This is a genomic window from Mucilaginibacter sp. NFR10, from assembly GCF_900100445.1.
Taxonomy (GTDB): domain Bacteria; phylum Bacteroidota; class Bacteroidia; order Sphingobacteriales; family Sphingobacteriaceae; genus Mucilaginibacter; species Mucilaginibacter rubeus.
Genome location: NZ_FMTV01000004.1, coordinates 217,400 through 232,990, shown reverse-complemented (window position 1 = coordinate 232,990; position 15,591 = coordinate 217,400). Strand labels below are relative to the sequence as shown.

Below are 15,591 nucleotides of genomic sequence, written 5' to 3'. Positions count from 1 at the left end.
CTGATATGTTAAAATTGTAAAATCTCATAAATTATATAACTCCCTATCCATTTGAGGAGGGCTGGGGTGAAGTTATAAAAACTGCTCCACCACCTGTTGCAGCTGCCTGGCCTGTACCACACCGCTTTGGCGCCATTTGCTTTGCCCTTTTTGAAAGATCATAAGCGTAGGCACACTTTGAATACGGTACGCGCTGGCTGCCGCAGGATTTTTGTCGATATCTATTTTGATGATCTTTACCTTATCACCTAACGCTGTTTTAACATCGTGCAGTATAGGTGGCATCATTTTACAAGGCCCGCACCACTCGGCCGAAAAATCGACCAGTACCGGTGTTTCTGATGCTATTATTTCCTGGAAATTTGCCATAAGTATTTTATTAGTTCATGGGTCATGGTTCATAGATCATAGAACGAATCGCTTTATAGATGACAGGATATCAAATTATTACCTGTCAATCCATGAACTATTATCTATGAACCACGAACTATTCAAATTTAACCATTAACTCGTGTAAAAGTTTAGTGTATTAACCATGAACCCTCATCTATAAGTTATATTTACTTTATGCAAACAAAACTAAGCACTTACCTATTCCTGGTGTCCATTGTACTGCCTTTTGCGGGGGGCGCTCAGAACGCTGTTATACCGCTTTGGCAAAACGGAGCGCCGGGCTTCGAAAACCGCCGCAACGAGCCAGAGCAGGCTAAGGACTATTGGGTTAAAAATATCCATAATCCATCACTTACTGTTTTCCTGCCGCCGAAGGATAAAGCTAATGGCGCCGCGGTGGTGATATGCCCCGGCGGCGGCCATCGTTTGCTGGTATACACTGCCGAAGGCGTTGATCCTGCAAAATACCTTAGTACTTTGGGTGTTACCGTTTTTGTACTGAAATATCGTTTGGGCAGGGATACACTATCGCCATACAAAATTGATGTACATGCCAAACAGGACGGCTACCGGGCGATGCGGCTGGTACGCAGCAAAGCAGCTGAATATGGTTTGGATACAAACCGCATCGGGATGATGGGTTTTTCGGCAGGAGGCGAGGTAGTTGATATGGTTGCTTATGGCGAGAGTAAAGGTGACCCTGGAGCTGCTGATCCGGTCGACAGGTTAAATGCCCGTCCCTCGTTTTTGATTCAGATTTATCCGGGACCCCTTTATATTCCCGATAAACTACCTTATGACGCCCCGCCGGCGTTTTTGTTAGCTGCTAATGATGATGTTTGCTGCTCTCCATCGGTAGTAAAATTACTGCAGCGTTACCGGGAAGCAAAAATACCGGTTGAAGTACATATTTATACCCAGGGCGATCATGGCTTTAATATGGGTTACCGATCAAAGCTGCAAAGCATCAGCACCTGGCCCCAGCGCATGGCCGACTGGTTGAGCGATAATAATTACCTGCACCCGGCAACAGCCAAAAGGATGAAACTTCATTAAGTACAGTAAAAAAATAGGATTATAAAAAGAGAGGCATATGCATAACTTAACAGCATAGCCTCTTCTTTTAACAATAGCCCTTATTGTACCCCTACGTTCAGGACTAATGTATCTTGTACCAGCTTTCGGTAAAAGCTGTGCATTTTGTAATGAATCTCCCCGGTTCGTATTAATTCATTTTTATACAATTTTCCACTACTTCGGTACGCCGGCCAAATGAATAAGTGACGTCATTAACAAATTTGTAACTCAGCGTAGCTGTTTTTACTGAAGAAACCAATATCACGTCTGAAGCGTTATCAACCACAAGTACACCATTTGTATTACTGTTTTGTTCAGGTGCTGATGATGTACTGGTAAGCATCAGGTTAGTATACTTGTCAGGCTGTGTTGATTGGCTTACTGTATAAGTAGTATTTATCCTCTCATTACCCGAAGATATATCGCTCACCCAGCTTGCACCCGTTTTTAATGCTTCCGAGTTATCGGCAACCAGGTTTAAGCGTGTGCCGGTTATAAACTGATCCTGTTTAAAACCTGCGAATAATAACAGCGTATCGGTGGCGTATCGCTCATCAGGATCATTTACATCGGTTATGATCCCATTTTTATCAATGCTGAGCGTTACCGATTTGCCTATAAGACTTTGCAATGCCATCTGGATGTATGAGCTGGTATCGGCAGGCCTGTCTGAGCTGTATTCCATTTTTTTACCAAAGGCATCCATTGTATCGTTGATGTGACTTGTGGTAACGGTTAAAACAAACCCGCTACGGGTAATACCGGTAACCTTATAGGTTTTTGATATTGATGATGTTGTATTGATATTGAATGTTTGCTTCCCCCGCTGCAATATACTTGCCGCACTTATGTAGGTTGTTTTATTGTACTCATCGCCTTGCTTAAACGTAAGTTCGCGGCGTTGGGCTTTGCTGACGCAGGCTGTGAACAGCAATAAAGCCATTAATGCCGTTTTTATATTGAAGAGGTGTGTTTTCATTTTTTTAATCGATTTATATTATCCCTGTCGCTTTGAAAAACTAAATCTAAATCACTGTTTATTAATGGTTTGGCATATGGGTCGGTGGCGGCATGTGCGTAGGCGGTGGCATATGCGTTGGGGGTGGCATATGAGTAGGCGGCGGCATATGAGTTGGTGGTGGCATATGGGTTGGCGGTGGCATATGTGGCCCCGGTCCCGGTGGCGGCGGAGTGGGCGGAATGTTAGGTGGTTTAATCGGTGGCACTGGTATTACCGGTTTATACGGCGGTGGAGGTAGTGGCGGCACTGTGGGTGGCGGAATTACCGGTGGCGGTGGCGTATAAGGAGGTATCGGTGGTGGTACATTCCAATCCGATTGGTTGTTTCTGCTTTGGGCAGAAGTCCTCTTAGTGCTTATAATTAAAGTTGCGGACACGACTAATGCTGCTATGATTATCTTTTTCATAGATTTTATATGTTTTAATGAAATAATTAATTTTTTGCTGAGAAAGAATTATCGTCGGCTTAGGGAGAGCGGATAACCAATGGAAAACACCATATTGGCCTTATCATTGGTATACCGGGTAAGGTTTGCAACCCCCACAGCTAAACTCAAAGGCACGGGGAATGGCCTGATGCCTGCCGAAATACCAAGGTTCATGCCGGTCCATTCGGCATTTACGTTTACATGCTGGATAAGCTCATAGGATATACTGCCAAATACAGCGGTGCCGTGTTTCCCTCTTCCTGTAGCTATATCTTTCGGGCTTTTTTCATAAAACCTGCCGCTGCCAATACCAATTGTATAACTGAGCCTTGAGCAGCCTGGCGTTAATGATTTAATAGTTTGTACAGCGTGGCTTACAGCCATATAAAAGGTCGAACCTGATGCGTCTGATTGCCTTACGTTGGCAAACATCTGCAAAGCCCCGGCGGAAATGCTTGTACCTGCAAATAATTTACGGCTTACAATGAAGTTACCTGAGAAATCCCTGAACCGGTGCACATCAGTTATATTTAAACTGGCGGCAAAGTTTATTGCTTTTACAGGGTTGCCAACACATGCACCCACCGAGGCAATCAGGTCGGCTTTGTTGTCCCTGTACACTTCAGGGTAGGTAGCGCCAAGGCCTCCAAACAGGTAGGTGCCGTATCCCCCAAAGCCCGATGGAATTAATATGCCGCCGGGGGCATCGCTTGGGTAAAGCTCATTTTGTGTTGACATTGTTTGCTGGTTGGTTTGAGGGACAGGTGCCAGAAAGTTGTCTATTTTTTGCGTGAGTTCTTTTTCAAACTGGTTTTGGCTATAAGCAGCTTGTGTACTCAAACAAAATGCACCGGTAACACAGCAAATAATTGCCCATATTTTGGTTTTACAGATCATTTTAGTAAACGGATTAGGTGTGTTTTGATGATTGTGATGAACAGATCAACGCCAACAGGCAATGATCTAATGTATGCAATTTACCTGCAAAAAAGCAACTGGTAATTTTCTGTTTTTGGGATAGAACGGCTGGTTTATTAACGGAGCTGCGGGGCTTGTCATAATAAAATTTAACGTGCTGCTGGCAGCAGGCGTTACACCAGAGGCACCTGATTGTGGCTTTTTCATTGTGATTTGGATTGTTTTTATATCACAAGTTTACGGAGCCCTGGGAGGGTACACAATACAAAGTAGTTTGTATTTTGAGCTGATTGGGATGGGAAAGCTTAACCGCGATGTTTTTACAAGAGATACAAAGCAATAACGCCTCCTTGCAGTTAGTGCAGGGAGGCGTTATGAAAATTTCTAAATAATGAGCCAGGTTACTTCTTTTCATCAAGTACAACCCATCTGTTCGCTGTATTATTCAATCCTTCAATAACAACCTTATAAAATTTAGAGGGCATATTTTTAACATCAACCAGCACATGCTCATTAGTAACCGGTACAGTAGTTAACAGCTTATAATCATCGGCCTTACCTTCTTTAAAAGTATTATCGGCTGCTACCCAAACCTTAACACTGCCTTTGGGGTCAAGTGCTTTCCAGGTGATATCCAATGAGCCCTGCACATAATTAGCGGCAGGCTCTGCCACTGATAGCGGACCGATAAGCGAGATCCCATCCATCTCACGTTGTTGTGCTTCGGGTACTTTTACATTTAAAAAACTATTGATAGAGGGTGTTATATCAACAATACCCGGGGTATAGAATTTAGCATAGTTATTAAGCGGGCGGTAGCTGGTAACCATCCAGGTTGAGCGCTGGCGGGTGCTTTGACCACCGTGATTTTTACCGGTTGCTTCGTCGCGGCCATGATCTGTTGTGATAAAAATCAGCCAGTCTTCTTTAAAATGTTGCTTCCTGTATTGTATTGCAGTCCAGATCTTGCCTACCTGTGCATCCATTTTTTCAATAGCATCATAATATTGCGGGCTATCGCCGTATTTATGCCCCATATCGTCGGTATATTCCAGGTATATCCATGAAAGGTCAGGAGCTTTATCTTTAATACAATCCACTGCCGCTGCTGCTACCTGCTCATCTATCAGGTGCATATAGTTCCCGGCTTTATCATGCGGAAATTTAACGGTATCCAGTTCATAACCATCATAAGCAAAATCAGGATGGATGTTACCTGCTGCGGATAACCGGTCCCCAATTAGCTTGGTGCGGTTATCTGTCCAACTGCTAAATATGGCTGTCTTTTTGTTGGGATAAGCATTTTTAAACATCCGGAATATATTCCAGTAATTATAGTTTGGTGCCTTGATGTCGTTGCCCCAAACGTTGTGTTTGTTAACCCAGGTAGCGGTAAGTAAGCTGTTGTAGCCATTGGCCGATATGGTTGGCGTTTGCGAATAACCACCTTTTTCGCCGCCAACATGCGCACGAAGGTAGGTGCCCTGCTTAGCTATCAGTTTCAGGTTAGGGGTATTCAATTTTTCAATAACATCTGCTGGGATGCCATCAGCAATAATAAAGACTGCTTTGCGGGTTTGGGCGGTGGTATTTAGCCCGGCCGATATCAGGAGGAAAAAAGCTGCGGTTTTAAGTAGATTTCGCATCGATATAAGTAAGTGTTTTTAAAGGGCTAAATTACGGTGTTTTAAAAGTACAGGCGTTAAAAAATTGTTATGCTTTTTGGGCTGTTATATTTTTAACATGCTGTAGCGTAAATGATTTACAAGGCGTAATATAATTATAAACCTATCAGCCATGATGCGCAAACTAACCTTACTTTGTTTTGGGATTTTAGCTATAACCGCCTGTAAAAAGGGAGGTATCAGCCCAGTTAGTAAAGATCCGGGTAAAGATCTGGTGCTTTCCGCAACCGAACAGCAACAGATTGGGCCTGGTAATGCTTTTACCTTAAAGCTTTTCAGCACGAGTGCTAATAGCCTTGACGCGGATAAAAATGTCATCATTTCGCCATTAAGCGTAAGCTTTGCCATAGGTATGACCAGTAATGGCGCCAGCGGGCAAACCCTTACAGATATCCGCAAAACCATGGAGTTTAGCAGTTTTACCGAAGAACAGGTTAACAATTACTATCATAACCTCATCACAAACCTTCCCGATCTCGATCCAAATACTACGCTTAAAATAGCCAATTCCATTTGGTACGCTAATAATTTTACGGTGCTGCCGGCATTCCTGAAAACCAATACCGATTTTTATAATGCCGAAGTGAAAGCCCTCGATTTTAGCAATGAATCAGCATCTCTGACTACTATTAATGGTTGGGTAAGCCAGCAAACTAACAGCAAGATTCCAAAGATCATCGATAAAATTTCGGATGGGGCCCGTATGTACCTCATCAATGCCATTTATTTTAAAAGCATATGGAAAACCCGTTTTGATACAAAGGCAACCTTCAAGGCGCCATTTAGTTTGTTAAATGGCGGCACTGTACAAGCTGATTTTATGACCAATAGCCATACCGAACTTAAAAGCGCGTATTATAACGGTACCAATGTGGTTGAACTGCCTTATAGCAACAGTAAATACAGCATGATATTGATGATGCCTGATGGAGATATAAAAAGCTTTGCACAGGGCCTCGATTCAAGTAAATGGAATTTACTGATGGGTAAACTCACCGCCGGCAAATCGGACATTACCATGCCCAGGTTTAAATTTAGCTATGATATTACGCTGAATGATATTTTAAAATCATTGGGGATGAGCATTGCCTTTAGCGATATGGCTGATTTTAGTCGCATTAACGCGGGTGGTGGCCTTAGTATATCCGAGGTGAAACACAAAGCTTATATTGATGTGAATGAAGACGGTACCGAAGCCGCGGCAGTAACATCTGTTGGCATAGTGACCACGGCAGCCCCACCAACTCATGTTTTTAATAAACCTTTCATTTTTGCAATACGGGAAATGAAAACCGGGCTGATACTATTTGCAGGGATAGTGAGGAACCCGGCGCTGAGTGAATAAAATGCTCTCCGGGTTTACCCAAAATAGTTTTAATCGCTTCAACATACGTATGATACCAGCTTTAAGTATCCGGTGTTATTTTTAAGCATGGGAATGCTTTGCTTATAAGTCATGTAATTAATGCTTTTTTGTTGTTGTTTATCAGGCGTTTTTTGCTGACCTGGGCTAATGTTAATTTTGAAGTTTATCTATTTTGCCTTGAATAATGGCGTTATCAGCAGGTGTTTTTATCAGCATTAGTGCTTTCTCAAAGTTTAGTTTTGCCTGTTCATTGTCAATGCCGGTGTATAATTCGCCAAGCAAGGTATAGTAAAACTGGTTTCCGGTGAGTTTCAATTTTTCAGCCTCAATAATGGCTTCTTCGGGGCTGTTGGCTTTGGCAAGCGCAAAGGTGCGGTTAAGCGCCGCTATAGGGGAGTATGCTATTTGCAGCAGGCGATTATAAAGCTGCAATATGTTTTCCCATTTTTGTTTGGAATCGTTTTTTTGAGTATGCCAGTAGGCTATACTGGCTTCAATGTGATATTTTGATAATTGAGTACCGGTAGTGGCAAGGTTTAAATAAAAGGCACCTTTGGCTACAAGGTCATAGTTCCAAAGGTTGGTGTCTTGATCTTCATATAAAATTAGTCGGCCGTTTTGATCTGTGCGGGCTTCAAACCTCGAGGCATGAAAATACATGAGCGAAAGCAATGCGTTAACCGGCGGTTTGTTGGTGCCTTCGTTTTCAATAAGCATATGGCAAAGGCGCATGGCCTCAAAGCAAAGATCTTTACGCAAAACCTGGTTATCACTAACAGAATAATAACCCTCGCTAAACAACAGATAAATAGTAGTGAGCACGTTTTCGAGCCGGTTATCAATTTCAGCCGGACCAGGCATTTCGATTCCTATTTTTTCATTGCGGATCTTTTCCTTAGCCCTGAACAGGCGTTTGTTAATGGTTTCTTTATTGGTTAGGAAAGCTTCAGCCACTTCATCAATTCCGAAACCGCAAAGGATGCGTAACGAAAGCCCGATCTGTGCCTCGGGAGGGATGGCAGGGTGACAGATTGCAAACATCATTTGCAACTGGCTGTCGGTGATGTTTTGGAGCGAAAGATCGATTTCAGGGTCATAGGTCTTCAAGGTTTGGATTTCCGGGGATACTTTGTTTTCAAAAATGCTATTACGTTGCAAATGATTTTTCGCCTTGTTTTTGGCTACGCTATAAAGCCAGGCGGTTGGGTTAGGCGGGATGCCTTTATAACTCCAGGCCTGGGCTGCGGTAAGGAAGGTATCGCTGGCGATGTCCTCGGCAGTTTCCATCTGATCGAATCCAAAGCGGCGGCACAGCACCGATATTATTTTGCGATACTCGGTGCGGAATAGATGGGGAATGATTTTGGGGTTTTGCACGGTGCAAATGGAAAAATGTCATTGCGAGCGATAGCGCGGCAATCTCGTAGCTGTGCTTTGCCGCTTTGTATATCTCGCAGGCATAACGACGGGATTGCAACGTCGCGCTGGATACTCTTTTGCCCGGGCTGCTCCTCGCAATGACATGATTTATAAAATTATTTTAATGCACCCCATCATTCTTGGCAACCTTCCGCACTTCAACGGTATTGCCATCGCCCTGCAAAACAGGACAGCCTTTGGCAAATTCCACAGCTTCTTCAACCGATTCGGCTTTTACAGTGATGAAACCGCCTATCGTTTCTTTGATCTCGCCGAAAGGGCCATTGGTAACTACGCCGCCGTGTCCTACAATTTTGGCGTCGGCAAAAGGCAAGCCGGTGCCACTCACAAATTTGTTTTGAGCAGCTATGCCGCCAATCCAGTCCATAGTTTGTTTCATCCAGATTTGGATCTGTTCGGGAGAAGCCACTTTGGTGCCATCCTCGTGCCTGAAAATTAAAACGAATTCGTCCATCTTTTTAAATTTTAAAGGTTAATAAATATATGAATTACACCTCTATATCAAATGGGAATGGCTGAATAGGACAGGGCGGGTAACATTTATTTTGAATTTGAAATGTTCAATTTCGGAATTTTTCTGAACCGGGTAATTTTTTGAATTACGGAATTCATACAATTAAGATGAAAAATTCAATAATGTCTTTCCATCGATTTAATCAGGAAGGCTGTTTTAAGAACGGAAGCGGATACCTGCCCTATGGTTAAGGCCCGTGCAGTATGAACGCACAGCCTGGACTGCAGGCAATGCTATGGGGTAGAAAAGCGGCTCTTGCCTATTATCCCAAAAGAAGAGAATATCGATCTGATCTTTCTTTATTTGGTAAAATACAGAACAATTTTTATGAATAAAGCCCTTCTTATTTGAGCTGAGTTTTTTAGCCCTTGAAATATGAGTGGTGATATACTAATTATATCAATTACTTTAAGTGTTCGTTTTTCAAAGTCTTTGACTACTTTAGAACCCCATTGTTCTTGTAATTGCGATTTTATAGCATCAAATGATTCAAGTGCACTTGAAGAAAAAACTATATTATAGCTCATTCAGATATCGTGAGCCGTTTTTTAAATTCTTCCAAACTTATACTGCGTCCAGCCTCAATATCTGCCTGCCCTTTAGCAATACCTTCGATTACATGAGGTGGTAATGTTTCTTCTTCTTTTTTTTCGAAAGGAATATTTAGCGCCTCAAAAAATGCCTTAATAACTTTTTCCTGGGCTTTTGAGGGGTATACAACGTATGCTTCCATATTTAAAGTTATCGCAAAATATCGTCAAAACCAAAAAAGGCCATCCGCTTAAGCAGATGGCCTTTTTTATTTTTTGATCCCACACCTTTCAGTGGGCCGGTCGTCTATCAAACTTTGATCTCAACCTCAACACCGCTTGGCAATTCAAGCTTCATCAGGGCATCTACAGTTTTTGAGTTAGAGCTGTAAATGTCTAATAAGCGCTTGTATGAGCAAAGTTGGAATTGCTCACGTGCTTTTTTGTTTACGTGTGGTGAACGTAATACGGTGAAAATTTTCTTTTCGGTTGGTAACGGAAGTGGTCCGCTAACTACAGCGCCTGTTGGCTTTACTGTTTTTACGATTTTCTCGGCAGATTTGTCTACCAGGTTGTAATCGTAAGATTTCAATTTGATCCTGATTCTTTGGCTCATTGTTAATTAATTTTTGGCGATTTCACTGATTAGAATGATTTCACCGATTTGATTTTGACCAACCATAAGAGCTATTTATTATGGCTGATCGGGTTATTATTATTTGAAAATTTGAAGATGAGGCAATTTGATAATGTAATTTTCAAATTATCAAATCGCCCAATCTTCAAATTAAATTAGTCGATAGCAACTTGTTTGCGGCCTTTTGATTTGGCAACAACTTCGTCCTGTACGTTACGAGGTGCATCAGCGTAGTGGTCAAACTCCATAGTTGAAGTTGCACGGCCCGAAGTGATAGTACGTAATTGAGTTACATAACCAAACATTTCAGAAAGTGGTACCATAGCTTTGATTACCTGTGAGCCGTTACGGGTGTCCATACCTTGCAGCTGGCCACGACGACGGTTCATGTCACCGATAACGTCACCCATGTTTTCTTCAGGGGTTAAGATCTCGATTTTCATGATTGGCTCAAGCAATACCGGTTTACATTTTGGCAATGCTTCGCGGTAAGCAGAACGTGCAGCGATCTCGAATGATAACGCGTCCGAATCGACTGCGTGGAATGAACCATCAATCAAACGAACTTTTAAGCTTGTAAGCGGGTAACCTGCAAGTACACCATTGTCCATAGCGGCTTTGAAACCTTTCTCAACAGATGGGATAAACTCACGTGGGATTGAACCACCAACAATCTCGTTAACAAACTGCAAGCCTTCTTTGTTATCGTCGGCTGGAGAGATAACAACCTGGATATCCGCGAATTTACCACGACCACCAGTTTGTTTCTTGTAAGTTTCGCGGTGTTGGATAGTACCGGTGATAGCTTCTTTGTAAGCTACCTGAGGAGCACCCTGGTTAACTTCCACTTTAAACTCGCGTTTTAAACGATCCATCAAAATATCCAGGTGTAACTCACCCATACCAGAGATAACTGTTTGACCAGTATCTTGATCTGTTTGTACCCGGAAAGTTGGATCCTCTTCTGCCAGTTTACCTAAAGCGATACCTAGTTTATCAACATCGGCCTGAGTTTTAGGCTCAATTGCCAAACCGATAACCGGCTCAGGGAATACCATCGACTCAAGAACCAACTGATGTTTCTCGTCGCAAAGGGTATCACCTGTTTTGATATCTTTAAAGCCTACTACCGCAGCAATATCACCTGCACCCACGTTAGGGATAGGGTTTTGCTTGTTAGCGTGCATCTGGAAGATACGGCTGATACGCTCTTTGCTTTCTGAACGCATGTTGTACACGTATGAACCAGCATCAAGGTTACCAGAGTAAACACGGATGAAGCATAAACGGCCTACAAACGGGTCGGTAGCAATTTTAAATGCTAATGCTGCAAATGGTTCTTTTACATCTGGTTTAACCAAAATTTCGGCACCGGTGTCAGGATTAGTACCAACAACACCTTTTGAATCAAGAGGTGAAGGCATTAACTCCATTACATAGTCGAGCATGGTTTGTACACCTTTGTTTTTGAAAGATGAACCGCAAGTCATCGGAACGATTTTACCGGCCAAAGTAGCCTGACGTAAAGCGTCTAATACTTCGCGCTCAGTGATGGTTGTAGGATCTTCAAAGAATTTCTCCATTAAAGAGTCATCAAACTCAGCAACTGCTTCCAATAATTTCTCTCTCCACTCAGTAGCTTCGTCAAGCATATCGGCAGGGATTGGAACTTCGGTAAAGGTCATGCCTTTATCATGTTCATTCCAAACAATACCACGGAAGTTGATCAAATCAACCACACCTTTAAACTGGTCTTCGGCACCGATAGGTAACTGCAATGGGATAGCAACGCTGCCCAACATTTCTTTAACCTGTTTTACCACATTAAGGAAATCGGCACCAGAGCGGTCCATTTTGTTAACAAAACCAATACGCGGAACGTTGTAGTTGTTAGCCAAACGCCAGTTAGTTTCTGACTGAGGCTCAACACCGTCAACCGCGCTGAATAAGAACACCAAACCATCAAGTACACGTAATGAACGGTTTACCTCCACGGTAAAGTCCACGTGACCCGGGGTATCAATAATGTTCATGTGATAGTTGTGGTTGCGATATTTCCAGTTCACGGTTGTTGCAGCCGAAGTGATGGTGATACCACGTTCCTGCTCCTGGGCCATCCAGTCCATGGTAGCGGCACCTTCGTGTACCTCACCAATTTTGTGGCTTACACCAGCATAGTAAAGGATACGCTCGGTAGTGGTAGTTTTACCAGCATCAATGTGAGCGGCAATACCAATGTTTCTTGTATATTTTAGATCTCTTGACATGTCAATTATTGAATTATTGAATTAGTGAATTAGCAATTGAATAAAAACATGCGGATCAGGTCCTATTGTATCTTCAATTATTAATTCAATCCTTTTATTTGTTTTTTATGGGATGAATTGCCGAAATAATGAATTATTGATTAGTAAAATGTTACCAAATCAATAATTCACTAATTCAGTCATTCACTAATTAGAATCTGAAGTGTGAGAACGCTTTGTTAGCCTCAGCCATTTTGTGCGTATCTTCTTTCTTCTTAACAGCGGCACCTTCGCCTTTTGCAGCAGAGATGATTTCGCCTGCTAATTTCTCCATCATGGTTTTTTCACCACGACGACGGGCATAGCTGATTAACCATTTCATACCCAAAGCTATTTTACGCTCAGGACGAACCTCTGTAGGTACCTGGAAGTTAGCACCACCTACACGGCGGCTTTTTACTTCAACAGCAGGCATTACATTGTTTAAAGCTTTTTTCCAGGTTTCTAAGCCGTTTTCGCTTGTTTTTTTCTCAACAATTTCAACAGCGTTGTAAAAAATAGAGTATGCGGTTGATTTTTTACCATCATACATCATGTTGTTTACAAACCTTGTTACCAAAGTATCATTGAACTTTGGATCAGGAAGGATAATTCTCTTTTTTGGTTTTGACTTTCTCATTGCTTTCTATCCTCCTTAATTATTTCTTTTTACCTTTTGTTGGCGCTGCTGCTACCTGACCTGGTTTAGGACGTTTGGTACCATATTTTGAACGACGTTGGTTACGGCCGGCTACACCTGATGTATCCAGTGCACCACGGATGATGTGGTAACGTACACCTGGTAAGTCTTTAACACGACCACCGCGGATCAAAACGATAGAGTGCTCCTGTAAGTTGTGACCTTCACCCGGGATGTAAGCATTTACTTCTTTTCCGTTGGTTAAGCGCACACGGGCAACTTTACGCATTGCTGAGTTTGGTTTTTTAGGGGTAGTGGTATACACGCGTGTGCATACGCCTCTTCGCTGTGGACAGCTGTCCAACGCTGGTGACTTACTCTTGTCAACCAGAGCTACTCTACCTTTTCTAACTAATTGCTGAATAGTAGGCATTTCTTGCTTTTTTGTCTAATTATTTTATCCCGCATTTCGGGACTGCAAAAGTACGAACATTATTTTTGATTTTCAAGTAGTTGTGTGAAAGTTTTTTTGAGGGGAAGAAGTTGAGGGTGTGGCCCACATAACTCATTTGTTTTGCTGATAAATGCGATATTAGAATGAATTAGTAAGACGATGAAATATTACAAACGAAATTGGGACGAACCGAGAGGTGATGAATTTGATTTCTGGGGTACCTCATTATGGTACTTTGAATGTGGTGAAGATGATTATGCCTTGAGGCAGATAGAGGTATACGGTGATGGGACTGTTTTAAAATATGATGAAAATCACCCCGAGGATCAATACGGTAAATTATCCGAAGCACCTTTTGAGGCAGACGAATTTGCGGAGTTTGAGATTACTAAAGAGGAGTTTGAAAATATATGGCTAAATGAACAGTGAAATAGTAAAATTTCTTAAGTCTTTTTTAGTTGTCTGAACTCGGATTAAACGAATTAAAGAATTTATAGAATTCGCTTGCATTTTGTTAATTCTTTAATCACTGTTCAGAAAAATAATCAGCGAAATCAACGTAATCATAAATATCAACGGTAAAAAAAGGGCCGGTTACCGATGTAACCAGGTTTAGGTGACAGCGGGCCGGCCCGTAATACTTTATATATTGAATTAATAAGGGAGCTTATTCTTTTACCTTATTCCAGGTGTCGCGGTTAAAAGCCAATACTTTGGTTGGATTGCCGCTCGCGTCTTTAGTGAACTTTAAGGGAAAGCCAAAGGCTTGATTTAAAAATAACACTTCAGATAATGGTTTAAAATTGATTTCCTTGCCATCCCATGATTGTTTGAGCGTTAATCCGTCGGGTATCGCGGTTATAGTCAGAAAAAGATCAGCCCTTTCATCCGATTGATATTTGCCCGCCAAAACTTTTATTTGTTCGGGTGTCAGTTGTACCTCTTTAGGTGGGGTATAGCTGTTTATCTTTGCCCATATTTGCCTGCCACCTAAAGTGATCTGGTTTATTTCACCGGCTTCATTCTTTGAAAACACAACAGGGATTTTTTCATCGCCGTCATCATCTAAAAATTCAAATTCAAGATCTGATTTACGGGTTAAAGTTAGCTTTTGATCTCCGCCAAGTTGTTGGGCAATTAGTTTATCACCATCTGCTGTTATTTTATATACTCTATACTCGTTATCCTTTTGCTGATAAATGCCTTCAAAAGCTTTGAGATGGGTATCGGCAATAATTATTGTTGGTGACTTTGCAATTTTTGCGATAACCGGTGCAACGCCCGGGCCGGTTAAAGCAACTGCAGCTACAAATGCGAACCTGCATATATAGCCCGTTGTAGTTTTAATGCTGATCATTTTTGATAGGTTTATAATGTTGAACCAAATCTACAAAAAATGATTTTGAAAAATCAAATTTTACGGAATTAAATTTTGATTATATTTATTTTAATTATTGTAAATTCTGATTTTGATCTATTTTCCATTTAAACCCATAATAAAATTCTGTGCCGAATAAATCAGATGGGCATAAAAAGAGCGCCGGTAAAACCAGCGCCTTCTTTCATCACTCACTAAACTACTTATGGAAAACTTAAATTAAAAACATTAATAACCGCGGTCGTGATAATGACCGTGATCGTCACCGTCATGGTAACCATTATTATATCCGTTGTTATAGCCGTTGCGGTACCTGTGATGGTGACCATAATCTTCACGAACAACGCAACCTGAGGTTACAGATACTACTGCTGATATTAATAGTGCCAAAGCAACAAATTTCCTTTTCATGGTGTAAAATCTTTAATCATCATCTATATTGAAGATGTACGCATATATGACTGATGGAAATGGAAAAGGATTAATCAGGGATTAATTTGGAAAGAAGAGAACTATTTGTTGTCAATGATGCTGGTTATAATTATCAAACCAAGCCCATGCTTTCTCTATACTCTTGCTGAATAATGAGCAGGCAATTGGCGCACAAACACCCGTCATACAGCTCGCTCACATATTGCACCTCGCTAATAGTAAGCTGAACGGTACTGCACTGGCACTTGGTGAATGAATTGGCTTTACATTCAAAAGGTGTTTGGCAACGTTCGCAACGGATGATCTCGTGTTTGGGCATTTTGTTTGGTCGATGGTTAATAGTCCATAGTCCATGGAAAAAGTTTACTAAGTTACCTAACCGCGGGATAGCTTG

At 41.8% G+C, this 15,591-nt stretch carries 18 protein-coding genes; 3 read left to right on the top strand and 15 right to left on the bottom strand.

Translation table 11 applies throughout. The annotated features are described in order from the left end of the window. Positions 1 to 72 precede the first annotated feature (72 nt). Positions 73 to 369, bottom strand: coding sequence for a thioredoxin (gene trxA / locus BLP33_RS15425; protein WP_090530271.1), 297 nt, complete (start codon positions 367 to 369; stop codon positions 73 to 75). A gap of 198 nt (positions 370 to 567) precedes the next feature. Between trxA and BLP33_RS15420 the strand changes: the two genes are divergently transcribed. Further along, a complete protein-coding gene (locus BLP33_RS15420; protein WP_090530268.1) occupies positions 568 to 1,449 on the top strand; it encodes an alpha/beta hydrolase in 882 nt (293 codons plus the stop codon). A gap of 169 nt (positions 1,450 to 1,618) precedes the next feature. Here BLP33_RS15420 and BLP33_RS15415 read toward each other — a convergent pair whose 3' ends face one another. The 3 genes from BLP33_RS15415 to BLP33_RS15395 all read right to left on the bottom strand — a co-directional run bounded on the left by BLP33_RS15415 (position 1,619) and on the right by BLP33_RS15395 (position 5,482). Further along, positions 1,619 to 2,449, bottom strand: coding sequence for a DUF6263 family protein (locus BLP33_RS15415; RefSeq protein WP_090530265.1), 831 nt, complete (start codon positions 2,447 to 2,449; stop codon positions 1,619 to 1,621). A gap of 496 nt (positions 2,450 to 2,945) precedes the next feature. Continuing rightward, positions 2,946 to 3,815, bottom strand: a complete 870-nt coding sequence (locus BLP33_RS15405) for a hypothetical protein (RefSeq protein WP_090530263.1) — start codon at positions 3,813 to 3,815, stop codon at positions 2,946 to 2,948. A 422-nt stretch (positions 3,816 to 4,237) separates the two neighbouring features. Further along, positions 4,238 to 5,482, bottom strand: coding sequence for an alkaline phosphatase family protein (locus BLP33_RS15395; protein WP_090530260.1), 1,245 nt, complete (start codon positions 5,480 to 5,482; stop codon positions 4,238 to 4,240). A 151-nt stretch (positions 5,483 to 5,633) separates the two neighbouring features. On the opposite strand from BLP33_RS15395, the gene BLP33_RS15390 reads away from it, so the two are divergent. Further along, on the top strand, positions 5,634 to 6,866 hold the full coding sequence (locus tag BLP33_RS15390; RefSeq protein ID WP_090530258.1) for a serpin family protein: 1,233 nt from the start codon (positions 5,634 to 5,636) through the stop codon (positions 6,864 to 6,866). Between the two features lie 171 nt (positions 6,867 to 7,037). Here BLP33_RS15390 and BLP33_RS15385 read toward each other — a convergent pair whose 3' ends face one another. From BLP33_RS15385 to rpsL, 8 genes are all read right to left on the bottom strand, one after another. Further along, positions 7,038 to 8,264: an RNA polymerase sigma factor gene (locus tag BLP33_RS15385; protein WP_090530255.1), complete on the bottom strand. Its 1,227-nt coding sequence runs from the start codon at positions 8,262 to 8,264 to the stop codon at positions 7,038 to 7,040. Positions 8,265 to 8,427: 163 nt separating this feature from the next. Beyond that, complete coding sequence (locus BLP33_RS15380; protein WP_090530252.1) at positions 8,428 to 8,781, bottom strand: YciI family protein; 354 nt, start codon at positions 8,779 to 8,781, stop codon at positions 8,428 to 8,430. A 359-nt stretch (positions 8,782 to 9,140) separates the two neighbouring features. Then, positions 9,141 to 9,368, bottom strand: coding sequence for a hypothetical protein (locus BLP33_RS15375; RefSeq protein ID WP_090530249.1), 228 nt, complete (start codon positions 9,366 to 9,368; stop codon positions 9,141 to 9,143). Continuing rightward, the gene (locus BLP33_RS15370; RefSeq protein WP_090530246.1) at positions 9,365 to 9,574 is read right to left on the bottom strand and encodes a DUF2683 family protein; all 210 of its coding nucleotides are present in this window, start codon (positions 9,572 to 9,574) and stop codon (positions 9,365 to 9,367) included. Before BLP33_RS15370 ends, BLP33_RS15375 begins: the two co-directional genes overlap by 4 nt. A 107-nt stretch (positions 9,575 to 9,681) precedes the next feature. Continuing rightward, a complete protein-coding gene (gene rpsJ, locus BLP33_RS15365) occupies positions 9,682 to 9,987 on the bottom strand; it encodes a 30S ribosomal protein S10 (protein WP_022830652.1) in 306 nt (101 codons plus the stop codon). Positions 9,988 to 10,163: 176 nt separating this feature from the next. After that, positions 10,164 to 12,275: an elongation factor G gene (gene fusA, locus BLP33_RS15360; protein ID WP_090530243.1), complete on the bottom strand. Its 2,112-nt coding sequence runs from the start codon at positions 12,273 to 12,275 to the stop codon at positions 10,164 to 10,166. Positions 12,276 to 12,465: 190 nt separating this feature from the next. After that, positions 12,466 to 12,933 carry a 30S ribosomal protein S7 gene (gene rpsG / locus BLP33_RS15355; protein ID WP_022830654.1) on the bottom strand — a complete coding sequence of 156 codons (468 nt, stop codon included), beginning with the start codon at positions 12,931 to 12,933 and terminating at the stop codon, positions 12,466 to 12,468. Positions 12,934 to 12,952: 19 nt separating this feature from the next. Further along, positions 12,953 to 13,366: a 30S ribosomal protein S12 gene (rpsL, locus tag BLP33_RS15350; protein WP_073405808.1), complete on the bottom strand. Its 414-nt coding sequence runs from the start codon at positions 13,364 to 13,366 to the stop codon at positions 12,953 to 12,955. 180 nt (positions 13,367 to 13,546) lie between these two features. Between rpsL and BLP33_RS15345 the strand changes: the two genes are divergently transcribed. Next, on the top strand, positions 13,547 to 13,816 hold the full coding sequence (locus BLP33_RS15345) for a DUF6881 domain-containing protein (RefSeq protein WP_090530240.1): 270 nt from the start codon (positions 13,547 to 13,549) through the stop codon (positions 13,814 to 13,816). Positions 13,817 to 14,054: 238 nt separating this feature from the next. Here BLP33_RS15345 and BLP33_RS15340 read toward each other — a convergent pair whose 3' ends face one another. The 3 genes from BLP33_RS15340 to BLP33_RS15330 all read right to left on the bottom strand — a co-directional run bounded on the left by BLP33_RS15340 (position 14,055) and on the right by BLP33_RS15330 (position 15,516). Then, the gene (locus BLP33_RS15340) at positions 14,055 to 14,744 is read right to left on the bottom strand and encodes a hypothetical protein (RefSeq protein ID WP_090530237.1); all 690 of its coding nucleotides are present in this window, start codon (positions 14,742 to 14,744) and stop codon (positions 14,055 to 14,057) included. A gap of 249 nt (positions 14,745 to 14,993) precedes the next feature. Beyond that, positions 14,994 to 15,176, bottom strand: coding sequence for a hypothetical protein (locus tag BLP33_RS15335; protein ID WP_090530234.1), 183 nt, complete (start codon positions 15,174 to 15,176; stop codon positions 14,994 to 14,996). Between the two features lie 133 nt (positions 15,177 to 15,309). Continuing rightward, entirely contained in the window at positions 15,310 to 15,516 is a 207-nt protein-coding gene (locus BLP33_RS15330) for a cysteine-rich CWC family protein (protein ID WP_090530231.1), read from the bottom strand. Positions 15,517 to 15,591 lie beyond the last annotated feature (75 nt).